Origin of the sequence: Pseudonocardia sp. DSM 110487 (genome assembly GCF_019468565.1) — a bacterium.
GTDB lineage: Bacteria > Actinomycetota > Actinomycetes > Mycobacteriales > Pseudonocardiaceae > Pseudonocardia.
Genome location: NZ_CP080521.1, coordinates 2725759 through 2739949, shown reverse-complemented (window position 1 = coordinate 2739949; position 14191 = coordinate 2725759). Strand labels below are relative to the sequence as shown.

General features: G+C 71.3%; 15 protein-coding genes. 8 read left to right on the top strand and 7 right to left on the bottom strand.

Annotated features, from left to right (window positions below):
- Window positions 1-19: 19 nt before the first annotated feature.
- Window positions 20-1240, bottom strand: coding sequence for a hypothetical protein (locus K1T35_RS12560; RefSeq protein ID WP_220260343.1), 1221 nt, complete (start codon window positions 1238-1240; stop codon window positions 20-22).
- A gap of 190 nt (window positions 1241-1430) precedes the next feature.
- Between K1T35_RS12560 and K1T35_RS12555 the strand changes: the two genes are divergently transcribed.
- Window positions 1431-3569, top strand: a complete 2139-nt coding sequence (locus tag K1T35_RS12555; RefSeq protein WP_220260342.1) for an HNH endonuclease signature motif containing protein — start codon at window positions 1431-1433, stop codon at window positions 3567-3569.
- An 89-nt stretch (window positions 3570-3658) separates the two neighbouring features.
- Here K1T35_RS12555 and K1T35_RS12550 read toward each other — a convergent pair whose 3' ends face one another.
- The 6 genes from K1T35_RS12550 to K1T35_RS12525 all read right to left on the bottom strand — a co-directional run bounded on the left by K1T35_RS12550 (window position 3659) and on the right by K1T35_RS12525 (window position 8066).
- Complete coding sequence (locus tag K1T35_RS12550) at window positions 3659-4201, bottom strand: dihydrofolate reductase family protein (protein ID WP_220260341.1); 543 nt, start codon at window positions 4199-4201, stop codon at window positions 3659-3661.
- A gap of 57 nt (window positions 4202-4258) precedes the next feature.
- Window positions 4259-4948, bottom strand: a complete 690-nt coding sequence (locus K1T35_RS12545; RefSeq protein WP_220260340.1) for a helix-turn-helix domain-containing protein — start codon at window positions 4946-4948, stop codon at window positions 4259-4261.
- Between the two features lie 77 nt (window positions 4949-5025).
- Entirely contained in the window at window positions 5026-6195 is a 1170-nt protein-coding gene (gene hemW / locus K1T35_RS12540; protein WP_220260339.1) for a radical SAM family heme chaperone HemW, read from the bottom strand.
- Between the two features lie 97 nt (window positions 6196-6292).
- Complete coding sequence (locus K1T35_RS12535) at window positions 6293-7144, bottom strand: amidohydrolase family protein (RefSeq protein WP_220260338.1); 852 nt, start codon at window positions 7142-7144, stop codon at window positions 6293-6295.
- Window positions 7051-7335, bottom strand: a complete 285-nt coding sequence (locus K1T35_RS12530; RefSeq protein WP_220260337.1) for a hypothetical protein — start codon at window positions 7333-7335, stop codon at window positions 7051-7053. The genes K1T35_RS12535 and K1T35_RS12530 overlap by 94 nt, the downstream gene beginning before the upstream one ends.
- Window positions 7336-7376: 41 nt before the next feature.
- Window positions 7377-8066 (bottom strand): hypothetical protein, encoded by a 690-nt coding sequence (locus K1T35_RS12525; RefSeq protein WP_220260336.1) that lies wholly within the window; start codon window positions 8064-8066, stop codon window positions 7377-7379.
- Window positions 8067-8188: 122 nt separating this feature from the next.
- Here K1T35_RS12525 and K1T35_RS49755 point away from each other — a divergent pair, with 122 nt between their 5' ends.
- The 7 genes from K1T35_RS49755 (at window position 8189) to K1T35_RS12495 (ending at window position 13984) form a co-directional block, all read left to right on the top strand.
- Entirely contained in the window at window positions 8189-8272 is an 84-nt protein-coding gene (locus K1T35_RS49755) for a putative leader peptide (RefSeq protein WP_370645501.1), read from the top strand.
- A gap of 91 nt (window positions 8273-8363) precedes the next feature.
- Window positions 8364-10049, top strand: coding sequence for a nitrite/sulfite reductase (locus K1T35_RS12520; RefSeq protein WP_220260335.1), 1686 nt, complete (start codon window positions 8364-8366; stop codon window positions 10047-10049).
- Between the two features lie 6 nt (window positions 10050-10055).
- Window positions 10056-10223 (top strand): Insertion element protein, encoded by a 168-nt coding sequence (locus K1T35_RS12515; RefSeq protein ID WP_220260334.1) that lies wholly within the window; start codon window positions 10056-10058, stop codon window positions 10221-10223.
- Window positions 10220-10921: a phosphoadenylyl-sulfate reductase gene (locus K1T35_RS12510; RefSeq protein WP_220260333.1), complete on the top strand. Its 702-nt coding sequence runs from the start codon at window positions 10220-10222 to the stop codon at window positions 10919-10921. Before K1T35_RS12515 ends, K1T35_RS12510 begins: the two co-directional genes overlap by 4 nt.
- Entirely contained in the window at window positions 10918-11841 is a 924-nt protein-coding gene (gene cysD, locus K1T35_RS12505) for a sulfate adenylyltransferase subunit CysD (protein ID WP_220260332.1), read from the top strand. Before K1T35_RS12510 ends, cysD begins: the two co-directional genes overlap by 4 nt.
- Window positions 11825-13123, top strand: a complete 1299-nt coding sequence (locus tag K1T35_RS12500) for a sulfate adenylyltransferase subunit 1 (protein WP_255621817.1) — start codon at window positions 11825-11827, stop codon at window positions 13121-13123. Before cysD ends, K1T35_RS12500 begins: the two co-directional genes overlap by 17 nt.
- Window positions 13124-13132: 9 nt before the next feature.
- Window positions 13133-13984: a sirohydrochlorin chelatase gene (locus K1T35_RS12495; RefSeq protein WP_220260331.1), complete on the top strand. Its 852-nt coding sequence runs from the start codon at window positions 13133-13135 to the stop codon at window positions 13982-13984.
- Window positions 13985-14191 lie beyond the last annotated feature (207 nt).

Here is a 14191-nt window from a genome sequence, read left to right as displayed (position 1 = left end):
AATCAGCCGGTGGGTGGCCTCAGGGGCACGGCGCGGCGATGTCCCCGGGCGACGGGCCGTCGACCGGCACGGGCGCCGTGACCCGGTTCCCGCAGAACGCCCCCTGTTGGGCGTCCGAGCCGATGCGCACCGGCTCCGCCGCCGCCCCGGAGAGCGTGTTGTTCTCGAGGACGTTCCCGCCGTTGTCGTAGTCGTCCTCGTCGTCGGCCTGGATCTTGATGTTCCAGCCGGCGCTGTCGGCGATCACGTTGCCGCGGACGATGTTGCCGTGGCCGCGCAGCTCGACGTTGCTGCCGTTGAACTCGCGGGGTTCGGTGTTGCCGGAGCACTCGTTGTTCTCGAACACGTTGTCGTGCGCGTTCTCCTTGACGTCGAGGCATTCCGAGCCGAAGGTCCGGATGACGTTGCCGGTCACCGTGTTGTTCGAGCTGGTGTCGTTGTCGGCCATCGGCTGGTTGTCCGAGTTCGGGCTCGTTCCGATGTAGACGCCCTCGCCGTTGTGGTACGGGAACCGGTCGTCGTCATCGTCGTCGCCGCCGGTGCTCCCGGCGCGCAGGCCGCAGTACTGGATCACCGAGTCCGCGATCGTGTTGCCGTTCGCATTGTTGCGCATGCGCACGCATTCCGTGCCGGCCTCGGTGAGGAACATATTGCGGATCGTGATGCCGGTGACGTCCCTGGCCGTGTCGGCCGAGCCGACGTAGATCAGCTTGCTGTCCTCGATCTGCGGCTGCGCGCCGTTCTTGAACGCGTCGACCGCGCCGAGGTCGGCGGGCAGCTGCTGGGCGGTCAGCCGCTCCTGCCCGTCGATCGTGAACCCTTCGAGCGTGTAGTGGCTGTGATCGATGTTGACGATGCGACCCGTGCCGTACAGCACGGCCTGGTTGCGCCCCGACGGGTCCTTCCCGTTCTCCGGGCCCCTGATCGTGATTGGCGCGCCGGGTTCGCCGTCGCGCTGGGTCGTGAGCTGCTCGCGGTACTCTCCCGGCGCGAGGTTGATCACCCCGCCCGCCTCCACCTCGTCCAGGGCAGCCTGGATGGTGCGCAGCGGCGCGCCCTGCGAGCCGTCATTCCCGTCGGCGCCGGTCGGGCTCACGTAGAGCTGCTGAGCTCCCGGCTCCGGCTCCGGAGACAGGTCCGGGACCGATCCACCCCTGTTCGAGAAGATCACGAAGAGCAGGAGGATGACGATCGCAGCGACCGCCATCCCCACGATCGCGATCGTTCGGCGGTTCTTCATCGTGAGAGTTGGGCTCATGTGATTGGGGGTCCGTGTCCGAGTCGGGGGTTATGGCGCGCGCTGCCGCAGTCTCGCGGCGCCTCCTTGATATCGACGTAAGCCGAGCCAACGGTTGGGCCATTCCGGTGATCTCGCTGGGAGCGCGTGCAGGCGAGCCGAAACGGTCGGGGGTCGATCGTATGTTCGAATCATGCCGGGAGTGGCGGAGCTGATCGACCAGGCGGTGGACCTACCGCCCGGTCCCCGGCTGGCCACCCTGCTCGCCGACCTGCCGTGGAATCAGGTGCCGAACGCGCGGCTGGTCGAGGTCCTGCAGGCCCGATCCCGGCAGCTGGCCCACGACCAGGCGTGCCTGTTCGCCGGCATGGCCGAGATCGCCCGCGCCACCCCGGTCACCGGACTGCCCGACGCGGCGGTCTCCCGGACCGACGAGGACTTTGAGTGGGCCTCCCACGAGATCGCCGCCGCGCTGACCTGGACCCCCACCACCGCCGACCGCGAACTGGCCTTCGCCCTGACACTGCGCGGGCTGCCGCTGGTGTTCACCGCCCTGGAACAGGGCCTGATCGACCGGGGCAAAGCGCAGATCTTCTGCGATCACCTGGACCCGGCCCGGAGGGAACTCACCCCGGCCCAGATCCGGCGGCTGTGCGAACGGTTCGTGCCGCTGGCCTCCCGGTGGACCGCCCGCCAGCTGTCCCGACGCCTGTTGGCCGCGATCCAGGCCATCGACCCCGACTACCACCGCCGCCGCTACCGGCGCGGGCTCCGCGAACGCGGGGTGGTGCTGTTCCTGAACCGGGACGGCACCGCCACCCTGTCCGGGGACGGCCTCCCGCCGGACGAGGCGGCCGCCGCGGCCGCCCGCCTGGATCGGTTGGCGGAGGCGGCGAAGCGGGCCGGACACCCCGGGCGGCTCGGCCAGATCACCGCCGACCTATACCTGGGCATGCTGGACGGGGCGTTCCACGGGCTCACCGAGGCGCAGATCCTCGACCGGCTGCTCACCAGCCGCCGGCCCGACGACCGCGACGACACCGATCCCGGCATCGGGGACACCAGCGACTCGGAACGCGGCAGCGAGGCTGCCGACGCCGAGGCCGGCGCGGGGTGGGAGCCAACCGGCGCAGCGTCGAGCGGCGCAGCGTCGACGGGTGCAGAGCCAGGCCACGCAGAGCCAGGCCACGCAGAGCCAGGCCACGCAGAGCCAGGCCACGCAGAGCCAGGCCACGCAGAGCCAGGCCACGCAGAGCCAGGCCACGCAGAGCCAGGCCACGCAGAGCCAGGCCACGCAGAGCCAGGCCACGCAGAGCCGGGCGGTCGGAACCGGGCTGATGAGAGCCCGACCGGCGAAAGCCCGACCGGCGAAAGGTCCACCGGCGACGAGTCGGCCAGCCCGACAGGGACCGGCGCGACAGGGACCGCGGCGATGCCGCCCCGCACCGGTGAGGACCGCTGGCGCGGCGAGCGGATCGGCATCCGCCAAGGAATTGAACTGCGGGTCGGACTGGCCACAATGCTGGGCTGCGACCAGCGCCCCGCCGAGATCCCCGGCCTGGGCCCGGTCGACGCCGAGACCGCCCGCACCGTGGCCGCCCGGCAACGCCGAGGCGCGCGGTGGCACTTCGCCATCCTCGACACCCACGGCTACCTGCTACTGGCCGGGCCGCTGCGGCGCCGACCACGACCCGGCCACCCACCCGGCGCGGGACCGCCGGACCGGGTACGCGGCGGGGTGGTCGAGCTGCACCTGACCCTGGCCGAGCTGCGCCGGTTTGCCGCCGACCCCGACCTGACCGGGGACTGGACCGGGCTGATCGCCGAGATCGCCGACCAGTGGGCCGACCGCCACCGCACGTGGCGCGAACTCGGCAAGGATCCACGGGCCCGGTTCGCCCGCGGCGCCCTGGCCGACCACGTCCGGATCCGCGACCGCAGCTGCGTCGGACCCGGCTGCGACCGCCCGGCACGGCGCTCCCAACTCGACCACACCATCGACCACGCCCACGGCGGCGACACCGTGCAGGCCAACATCGGACCCGGCTGCTGGCGCCACCACCCCGACAAAGACCGCGGCTGGACCCTGACCCAGCCGCGACCGGGGCACTTCGTGTGGATCTCCCCACTCGGACGCACCTACCGCACCCGCGGCGAACCGATCCGACCCGACCTACCCGACCCGGACCCACCACCAGAAGGAACCGACCAACGCCAGGACCCCGATACCGAGCCGGGAAACCCACACCAGCTGCGCATCCTGTGGCGCGACGGCAACAACCCGGCCCCACCACCACCGAAACCCGACACCGAGGAGGAGCCACCGTTCTGAGCGGTGCGGGAGTCACCGCCTGTCTGCCATAGATCGATCCAAGTCGAGAAGATCGAACCTGCCGAGGCCGCCAGCTTCGAGGTGCCCGGCTACCGACTCGGTGTATAGGTCAGCACCACCGCGCCGTTGCCGATCTCAGTCACTCCCGTCAGTTCCATGGCGGTAGTGCGGATGCCGGACAGCATCGACTCACCGGACCCAGCGACGAATGGGGAGATACTCAGATGCAACTCGTCGAGCAGACCCGCCTCGACCAGAGCCCGGCTGAACGGGCCATTGCCGTACTTCACCAATGTGCCGTCGCCGGAGTCTTTGAGCTGGGCGACGGCGTCGACCGCATCGCCGGGAAGCACCTCGGCGTTCCACGTGGTCTCGGTCAGCGTGGTCGAGGCGACGTGCTTGGGTAGCGAGTTGATCTTGTCGGCGAGATCACCGGTCATGGTCGGCCAGGTTCCGGCAAAGCCCTCGTAGGTCACCCGGCCGAGCACGAGGCCGACCGCCGAGGACAGCAGCTGGAGCTGATAGGCGAACTGGTTGTCGTTGGGGGCGACCTTCATCTGCCCGGCCCAGAAGTCGTCGCCGGAGAACCTCCCATCGATCGAGAGGTGGTTGTATTCGATCAGTTTTCGCACGCCCGGGAGCCAACCATCCGGCTGATCAGTTCGTCTTGTACCGAACCGAAGCCCGCATCACAACGCCAGAAACGAGATGCCGGACCTCAACCCGCCTGGGGTGTGACCGGTCGCCCACCGCATCGCCCGCGCGAGCTGCGGCTGATCGTAGTAACCGCTGGCGGTCACCACGTCGGCGATCGATCTCCCCGCCATGAGGAGCTGCGCGGCGTGCTGTGCCTGTTCGATGCTGACGAGTTTGCGGTGCGAGATCCCGACGGCCCGGCGGAACCTGATCTGCGCGATCCGTTCCGACATGCCGCGTGGTCGTTCGCCGTGCCGGATCTCGTCGACGAGCGGGTCGAAGATCAACAAACCGGCACGCACCAGCCGGTTGAGGAAGACGTCGACGTTCTGCTCGGTCGGCATCTCCCAGTCCCGGTTGTCCAGCAAGATCCGGCCACCCGGCAGGGTCGGCAACAGCGCATCGTTGAGGTCGGTCAGACCGGAGGGCGGATACAGCGGCAGATAAGCACCGAGCCGCAGCTCGACGCCGAAGAACTCACAGCCCTCCGGGCAGGTCAGCGATGTGCCCATCGTCTCCGGTCCGCGGAGGTGCACCGTCAACCGGCCATCGCTCCACGCAAACGCGATCATGGATGAGGCTTTGGCCGCCGAGGTGAAGCCGGTCGCGGCGTCACAGCTCGCCGACCACACCCGTTGCACCAGCGGGAGTTCGCCGGCGACGGCGTTGAAGATCAGTCCCATCCGGCGCGATCCTAGGCCTTATCACTGCCCGACATCACTGCCCGGCCTTGGTCTCAGCGCACGGGGTGGCCCGATTGTCAGACAGAGGCCCCGGCCAGCAGGTCGTGCACCACCCGATCAGCGAGGAGACGGCCCCGCCGGGTGAGCACCGCCCGGCCCGCCGCCAACGCGGCCGGGTCGAGCAGGCCGTCGGCCGCCGCTCGCGTGGCGGCCGCCGTGCCAAGGCCGTCGAGGAGGTGCGTGGGGAGACCGGTGGCGAGCCGCAGCTGCAGCATCACCCGCTCGGTGTGCCGCTCGGTGTCGGTGAGCAGTTCGCGGTCGGCCTCCGGCGACTCCCCCGCAGCCAGGAGGGACGCGTAGCGCGCCGGGTGCTTGACGTTCCACCACCGCGCGCCCGCGAGGTGGGAGTGGGCGCCGGGGCCGAGGCCCCACCAGTCGCCGTCCTGCCAATAGCCGATGTTGTGCCGGCAGGCGGCCTCGGGCGAGGCGGCCCAGTTCGACACCTCGTACCAGTCGAAGCCGGCTGCGGTGAGGCGGTCGTCGATCATCTCGTAGCGGGCGGCGGCCACGTCGTCGTCGGGGGCGGGGAGCTCGCCCCGCGCCACCCGGCGGGCAAGGGCGGTGCCGTCCTCGACGATGAGGGAGTACGCGGAGACGTGGTCCACCTCGGCGGCGAGCACCGCGTCGAGCGACGCACGCAGGTCGTCGTCGGTTTCACCGGGGGTTGCGTAGATCAGGTCCAGGTTGACGTGGGCGATCCCGGCCGCGCGCGCCTCCATGGCCGCCGCCACCGCCCGCCCCGGTGTGTGTCGCCGTTCCAGCACGCGCAGCACGTGCTGCGCGGCCGACTGCATGCCCAGCGAGACCCGGGTGAACCCGGCCGCCGCCAGCTCGGCGAAGAACTCCGGCGACGTCGACTCGGGGTTGGACTCGGTGGTGACCTCCGCACCAGGCGCCAGCCCGAATGCGTCCCGGACGGCGCCGAGCACCTCGCCGAGCCGGGCGGCGCCAAGCAGCGACGGCGTGCCGCCGCCCACGAACACGGTGTCGACGGCTCGCCGCCCGACCGCACGGACGGCGATGTCGAGCTCCCGCCGCACGGCGGCGAACCACCCGTCCGGCGATGCACCGGACCCAGCCAGCTCCGAGGCCGTGTAGGTGTTGAAGTCGCAGTAGCCGCAGCGCGCCGCGCAGAACGGCACGTGGACATATATCCCGAAGGGCGGCACGAACGACAAGTCTGCCACCTCGGTGTTGTCGGCTCGCTCCGCAAGCGTCGCTCAGCGTTGTCTGTTCGCTCCGCAAGCGTCGCTCAGCGTTGTCTGTTCGCTCCGCAAGCGTCGCTCAGCGAACGCGCTCGCCGCGGGCGAACACCGCGAGCGGGTGGTGCAGCACGGAGAGGTCGGCGAGCGGGTCGCCGGGAACGACGAGGACGTCGGCGTCGTAGCCGGGCGCGATCCGGCCCTTGCGGTCCCCCAGGCCGCACACCTGGGCCGCGGTCGCGGTGCACGTCCGCAGCGCGTCGGCCGCCGGCACGCCGTGCGAGGCGAGGTGCGCGACCCCGTACGGGAGCGTGGGGTGCGGTTTGACGGGGGCGATCCCGGAATCGGTGCCGACGACGATTCGCACGCCCTCCCGCCACAGCCGCGTGAACAGCGCGGTGAACGCGGGGATCAACCGCAGGATCTCCGGCCGTGGCGGCACGTCCGACGGCGCGATCCCGGCCGTGAACCCGACCACGACCTGCCGTTCCACGAGCGCAGCCACGAGCTCGGGGGGCGGTTCGACGCCATCGCTGGTGCGGAAGACGCAGTGCTCGATGCCGTCCACCCCTGCTGCCAGCGCGTTCCGGATCCCCTCGACCGCGTGGGAGTGGGCCGTGACGGGCAGGCCGCACCGGTGTGCCTCGTCGACGAGCGCGCACAGCTCGTCGGGCGTGAACTGGGGCTCGTACGGCATCGAACCGGGCGTCAGCTCGCCACCGCTCGCCATCACCTTGACGACGTCGACATCCCGCTCCGCCCGCTCCCGCACCGCGGCGCGCACGCCGTCGACGCCGGACGCCTCGCCGCCAAGGAAGTGCGCGACCTCGGCGACCGCGCCTACCTCGCGCTGAAGTTGCGAGACGGCGCGGTACCGGGCCCGCTGCCCACGATCCTCGCCGCCGGTCCGCCCATCACCACGCCCGGAGGGCACTCGTGCGTGTCCACGAGCCCGGGCAACAGCGTGGCGCCGGGCAGGTCCACCAGCTCTGCATCCGGCGGGGCAACGGCCCGCGGCCCGGAGACGATCTCGGCGATCCGGCCGTCGCCCACGAGCACGAGCGGGTCCCGGACCAGTCCCGTGCCGTCGAACAGCATCGCCGCCCGAATCGCGATCCACCTCATCCCGCCTCCCGGGTGAAGGGTCGCGCCCGAACGGTCTCTGGTTACCTGCTCTCGCCGTCGGGCTCGGCCCGCCGCTCCTGCCCCGCGATGTACGAGAGCCACGCCTCGTGGCTGCCCAACGTCAGCGATCCCGATCGGTGTCCACGCCACAGGCCGGGGCGCCACCGCTCCACGGCATCGCCGATGGGGAAGTCCTGGCCGAGCGTGTCACCGATGCGCACGAGCCACCGCTGCTTCTCCCCCGGAGCGGTGCCCTTACCGAGTCCCCACGCCCAGTTCAGCTCCGGATGCCGGGCCACCGCGTCGGCGTCCGCCGGGTACAGCTCCAGCCAGATCGAGACCGAAGCCGCGCTGGGCCCCACCCCGTCCAGGCTGTCCGCGAACCGCTTGCGGAAGAGCGCGACCTGGTTCGTCATGACGCCCACACCGGAAAGCTCGGTCCAAGCCAGACGCACGAGCTTTCTCCCGCGCCCGTCCAGCACTCGGATCCCCTCGTTGTCCACCACCATCCGGCGGGGCAGCCCTCGCCGGAAGAACACGGCCCAGACGTAGAGGAGCGCGATCACCAGGCCCGCGGCGCCGGCGATCAGCCGGACGGCCATCTCCTCCGGTCCGGCGACGAACGAGGCAAGGCAGCCCGCGGCGACCAGCAGGGCGAACACGTGGCCGATCGACCGCAGGATGCGCGCGGATCGGGTGCGAGCCCTGAGGTCGATCTCGTTCGGCGCCACGACAATCGAGCGTAGGGCGAGAGGGGGTCGCAGCGGGCCGGTTCGGCTGAACTCGTGTGAGCCCGCTCCCAGGATGCGGACGCCGATGGATCGTGGACCGGACAAGTGGCACCCTTGCACGTATGCATGCGCTGACCCTGCGACTCGTGGCTCGTCGCCACGTGGATCTGCGCCGGGTGAGCAGCGCGCTCTGTCGGCCTCGCTGATCTCGCGCCCCCCGACCCCACCACCTCAGCGCCGAGCCCTGCCGCCCTGTCCCGCGCGGCGCGGCCGGGCTGCGATCCGGAGGCTTGAGCCTTGCCCCCCACCACGTCCGACCGTGCGACCACCGCACCCGCGAAGCGCAAGCGCGGCGAAGGCCAGTGGAAGCTGGGCCACCGCGAGCCGCTCAACCCCAACGAGCGCACCAAGAAGGACGACGACGGCCTCAACGTCCGGGCGCGCATCGAGAACATCTACTCCAAGCGCGGCTTCGACTCGATCGACCCGGCCGACCTGCGGGGCCGGATGCGCTGGTGGGGGCTCTACACCCAGCGCCGCCCCGGCATCGACGGCGGCCGCACCGCCGTGCTCGAGCCCGAGGAGCTCGACGACCGCTACTTCATGCTCCGGGTCCGCCTCGACGGTGGGGCACTCACCACGGAGCAGCTGCGCGCGCTCGGTGAGATCTCCGTCGACCACGCCCGCGGCACCGCAGACGTCACCGACCGGCAGAACATCCAGTACCACTGGATCCAGATCGAGGACATGCCGGCGATCTGGAGCAAGCTCGAGGGCCTCGGCATGCTCACCACCGAGGCCTGCGGCGACACCCCGCGCGTGATCCTCGGATCCCCGGTGGCCGGCATCGCCGCCGAAGAGGAGATCGACCCGAAGCCTGCGATCGACGAGATCGTCTCGCGGTGGGTGGGCGACCCGCAGTTCTCCAACCTGCCGCGCAAGTTCAAGAGCGCGATCTCCTGGCAGCAGGACGTGGCGCACGAGGTCAACGACATCTCGTTCGTCGGCGTGGTGCATCCCGAGCACGGCCCCGGCTTCGACCTGTGGGTCGGCGGTGGTCTGTCCACCAACCCGAAGATCGCCCAGCGCCTGGGCACCTGGGTGCCGCTCGACGAGGTCCCCGAGGTCTGGGCCGGCGTCATCTCGATCTTCCGCGACTACGGCTACCGGCGGCTGCGTCACCGCGCGCGCATCAAGTTCCTCGTGGCCGACTGGGGCGCGGAGAAGTTCCGCCAGGTGTTGGAGGACGAGTACCTCGGCCGCAAGCTGATCGACGGGCCCCCGCCGCCGGCACAGGAGCGACCGGTCGACCACATCGGCGTGCACAGGCAGAAGGACGGCCGCAACTACATCGGCGTCGCCCCCGCGGCGGGCCGCGTCTCCGGCGCCACGTTGCTGGCGCTCGCCGACGCCGCCGAGGCCGCCGGATCCCGGCGCGTGCGGCTCACGGCGCAGCAGAAGATCGTGGTCCTCGACGTTCCGGACCGGAAGGTACGCACCCTCCAGGCGCAGCTGAACGAACTCGGCCTGCAGTCCGACCCGTCGCCGTGGCGGCGCTCCACGATGGCCTGCACCGGCATCGAGTTCTGCAAGCTCGCGATCGTCGAGACCAAGGAGCGGGCGATCCGGCTGGTCGAGGAGCTGGAGAAGCGCCTCGCGGACGTGAGCCCCGACGTGCCGATCTCCATCCACCTCAACGGCTGCCCCAACGCCTGCGCCCGCACCCAGGTGGCCGACATCGGGCTCAAGGGCCAGATCGTCACCGATGCAGAGGGCAACCAGGTCGAGGGCTTCCAGGTGCACCTGGGCGGCGGCCTCGGGCTCGACGCCGGGTTCGGCCGCAAGCTGCGCGGCCTGAAGGTCACCAGCGCCGAGCTGGGCGACTACGTCGACCGGGTCGTGCGCCGGTTCCTCGAGCAGCGCACCGACGGCGAGCGGTTCGCGCAGTGGGTCACCCGGGCCGCCGAGGAGGACCTCAAGTGAATCGGAATGTCTGAGCGCGCCGTGCCCTTCTACTGCCCGTACTGCGGCGAGGAGGACCTGCGGCCCGCGGAGCAGACCGAGCGCGTGCCACACGGCGCCTGGTACTGCGCGGCGTGCCTGCGCACCTTCTCGCTGAAGATGATCGGTATCGGAATCCCGGAGGTCAGTCGATGAGCGTGGCCACGGAAGTCGATTTGCGCGCGCTCGCCGAGCGTGGCGCCGCCGAGCTCGGCCCGGACGCGACGGCACAGCAGGTGCTCGACTGGGCCGCCACGACGTTCGACCGCCTGATCGTCGCGTCGAACATGCAGGACGCGGTGCTCGTCGAGCTGGCGGCGAAGGCCCGCCCCGGCGTCGACGTGCTGTTCCTCGACACCGGCTACCACTTCGCCGAGACGATCGGCACCCGCGACGCGGTCGAGACCGTCTACGACGTGCGGATCGTCAACGCGACGCCGGAGCACACGGTCGCCGAGCAGGACTCGCTGCTCGGCAAGGACCTGTTCGCCCGCGACCCGAACCAGTGCTGCGCCCTGCGCAAGGTCGCGCCCCTGCAGAACACCCTGGCGCGCTACGACGCCTGGGTCACCGGCGTGCGCCGGGTCGAGGCGCCGACCAGGGCCAACACCCCGCTCGTCACCTACGACGAGAAGTTCGGCCTCGTGAAGATCAACCCGATCGCCGCGTGGACCGACGAGGAGATGGATGCCTACATCGCCGAGCACAACGTGCTGGTGAACCCGCTGGTCGCCGAGGGATACCCGTCGATCGGCTGCGCGCCGTGCACGGCGAAGCCTGCCCCGGGCGCCGACAAGCGCTCCGGGCGCTGGGCGGGCACCGGCAAGATCGAGTGCGGGTTGCACGTCTCATGACCGCGACGCTGCCCGTCCCCACTGCCCCCGCTCTCGACGCGCTCGACGCGCTGGAGAGCGAGGCCATCCACATCTTCCGCGAGGTCGCGGGCGAGTTCGACCGCCCGGTGATCCTGTTCTCCGGCGGCAAGGACTCCACGCTGCTGGTGCACCTCGCCGTCAAGGCGTTCGCGCCGGCCCCGGTGCCGTTCGCGCTGCTGCACGTCGACACCGGCCACAACTACCCGGAGGTCATCGACTTCCGGGACCGGCTCGTCGAGCGGTTGGGCCTGCGCCTCGAGGTCGCCCACGTCCAGGACTGGATCGACGACGGCAGGCTCGTCGAGCGCCCGGACGGCACCCGCAACCCGCTCCAGACCGTTCCACTGCTCGACTCGATCAACGAGCACCGCTTCGACGCCGTGTTCGGCGGCGGGCGCCGCGACGAGGAACGCGCGCGGGCCAAGGAGCGGATCATGAGCCTCCGCGACGCGTTCGGCCGCTGGGACCCCCGCAAGCAGCGCCCCGAGCTGTGGAACCTCTACAACGGCCGGCACGCCCCCGGCGAGCACGTCCGCGTGTTCCCGATCTCCAACTGGACCGAGCTGGACGTCTGGCGCTACATCCAGCGCGAGGGCATCGAGCTGCCGTCGATCTACTACGCCCACGAGCGCGAGGTGTTCCGCCGCGACGGGATGTGGCTCGCCGAGGGGCCGTGGGGCGGGCCGCGCGGCGCCGAGGCGCTCGAGCAGAAGTCGGTGCGCTACCGCACGGTCGGCGACGGCTCGTGCACCGGGGCCATCGAGTCCACCGCCACCACGCTCGACGAGATCATCGCCGAGGTCACGGCGTCGCGGCTCACCGAGCGCGGGGCCACCCGTGCCGACGACCGGCTGTCGGAAGCCGCGATGGAGGACCGCAAGCGTGAAGGGTACTTCTGAGGTGGCACGCGACCTTCTCCGCTTCGCCACCGCGGGCAGCGTGGACGACGGCAAGTCCACGCTGGTCGGACGGCTGCTCTACGACACCAAGTCGGTGCTCGCCGACCAGATCGAGGCCGTGCAGCGCGCCTCGGTCGACAAGGGCCTGTCGACACCGGACCTGTCGCTGCTGGTCGACGGGCTGCGCGCCGAGCGCGAGCAGGGCATCACGATCGACGTCGCGTACCGCTACTTCGGCACCCCGAAGCGCGAGTTCGTCCTCGCCGACACCCCCGGCCACGTGCAGTACACGCGCAACACGGTCACCGGCGCGTCCACCGCGGAGCTGGCCGTACTGCTCGTCGACGCTCGCAACGGCGTGGTGGAGCAGACGCGCCGGCACGCCGCGGTGCTCGCGCTGCTGCGCGTCCCCCGGCTCGTGCTGGCCATCAACAAGATCGATCTCGTCGACTACGACGAGGGCGTCCTCAACGCGATCGCGAAGGACTTCGCGGGCCTCGCCCGCTCGCTCGGGTTCGGCGACGACGCCGTCGTGACGATCCCGGTCTCGGCGCTGGTCGGGGACAACGTCGTGCAGCGCTCCGAACGCACGCCGTGGTACGAGGGCCCCACGCTGCTGGGGCACCTGGAGTCGGTGCCGGTCACCGGCCCCGAGGTCGGCGCGCCGTTCCGGATGGCCGTGCAGTACGTGATCCGTCCCAGGAGCGATGAGCTGCACGACTACCGCGGCTACGCGGGTCAGATCGCGGCCGGCACCGTCTCGCCCGGCGACGAGGTGGTCGTGCTGCCCGGTGGCGCGCGCACCACGGTCGCCGCCGTCGAGACCGCCGACGGGCCGCTACCGGCTGCGAGCGCGGGCCGCAGCGTCACCGTGCTGCTCGACGACGACATCGACATCTCCCGGGGCGACGTGATCGCCTCGGCCGCCGAGCCGCCGCGGGTCACCGACGAGCTGGACGCCACCCTCTGCTGGCTCGCCGAGAAGCCGCTGCGCCCCGGCGCCCGGCTGCTGCTCAAACACGGCACCCGCACCACGCCGGTGATCGTCGGCGCGGTCGGCGAGCGGCTGTCGCTCGACTCCGAGGTCCCGGCATGGGAGCCGGCCCCCGAGCAGCTGGGGATCAACGACATCGCGCATGCGTCGCTGCGGACGGCCGACCCGCTGCCCGTCGACGAGTACGCCGACATCCGCGCCACCGGCAGCTTCCTGCTCATCGACCCGCCCACCGGCAACACCCTCGCGGCCGGGCTGGTGGGCACGCCGCTCGCGGTGACGCCGTAGGCGCCAGGCATGTCTTCAGCACTCGTCGCCGTCGCACACGGCAGCCGCGACCCGCGCTCGGCCGCCACGGTGGCCGCGCTGGTCGACGAGGTGCGCCGGCAGCGGCCCGGGCTGGATGTGCGGCTGTCCTTCCTGGATCTGTCCGCGCCCCGGCTGCCGGACGTCCTCGACGCGGTGGCCGCCGACGGACACCGCAGCGCCGTGGTCGTGCCGCTGCTGCTCGGGCACGCGTTCCACGCGAGAGTCGACGTGCCGGGCGCGGTCACCCAGGCCGCGGCCCGGTTGCCCGGCCTGGACATCACGATCAGCCCGGTGCTCGGCGGGCACCGCGGCCTCTCGACGGCCGCTCTGCGCCGCCTCTCCGCCGCGCTGACGGCCGACCCTGCACGCAGGTCGACGACGCTGATGGCCGACCCTGCAAGCAGGTCGGCGGCGCTGATGGCCGACCCTGCAAGCAGGTCGGCGGTCACCGGCCCGCTGCACGACCCGGGCCTCGGCGTCGTACTCGCCGCGATCGGGTCCTCGCACGCACCGGCCAACGCCGCCGTGGCGGATCTCGTGGCCGGCTGGACCCGCCGGTTCGGCTGGCACGGCGGCAGCGCCGCGTTCGCGACCACGACCGCGCCCACGGTCTCCCAGGCGGTGGCCGACCTCCGCGCCAGTGGCGCCCGCCGGGTCGCCGTCGCCCAGTGGATCCTCGCGCCGGGCCTACTGCCCGATCGGATCATCCGCGACGCCACGGCGGCAGGGGCTTCCGTCACCGCCGCGCTGGGCGCCGACCCCGATGTAGCCCGCGCGATCCTCGCCCGATACGACGCCCAGATTGCAGCAAAGCCACTTTCCCGCAATCTCATTGCGTGAAAGTGGCTTTGCTGCAATCCCGAGCGCGAGAGCCTCGTCACCTTCCGTCGACCACGACCTTCAACCCCGGCCCGACCTGTGCGTTTGCAGAAGTCCGGACATTTCTCGGCTGGTCCCGCAGCGCGGACACCAGCTTGTAGTCGATCAGACGACGACGCACGATGGAGTGGTGTCATCGACCGCGCAGGTTGCGCCGCCCGCTCGCTC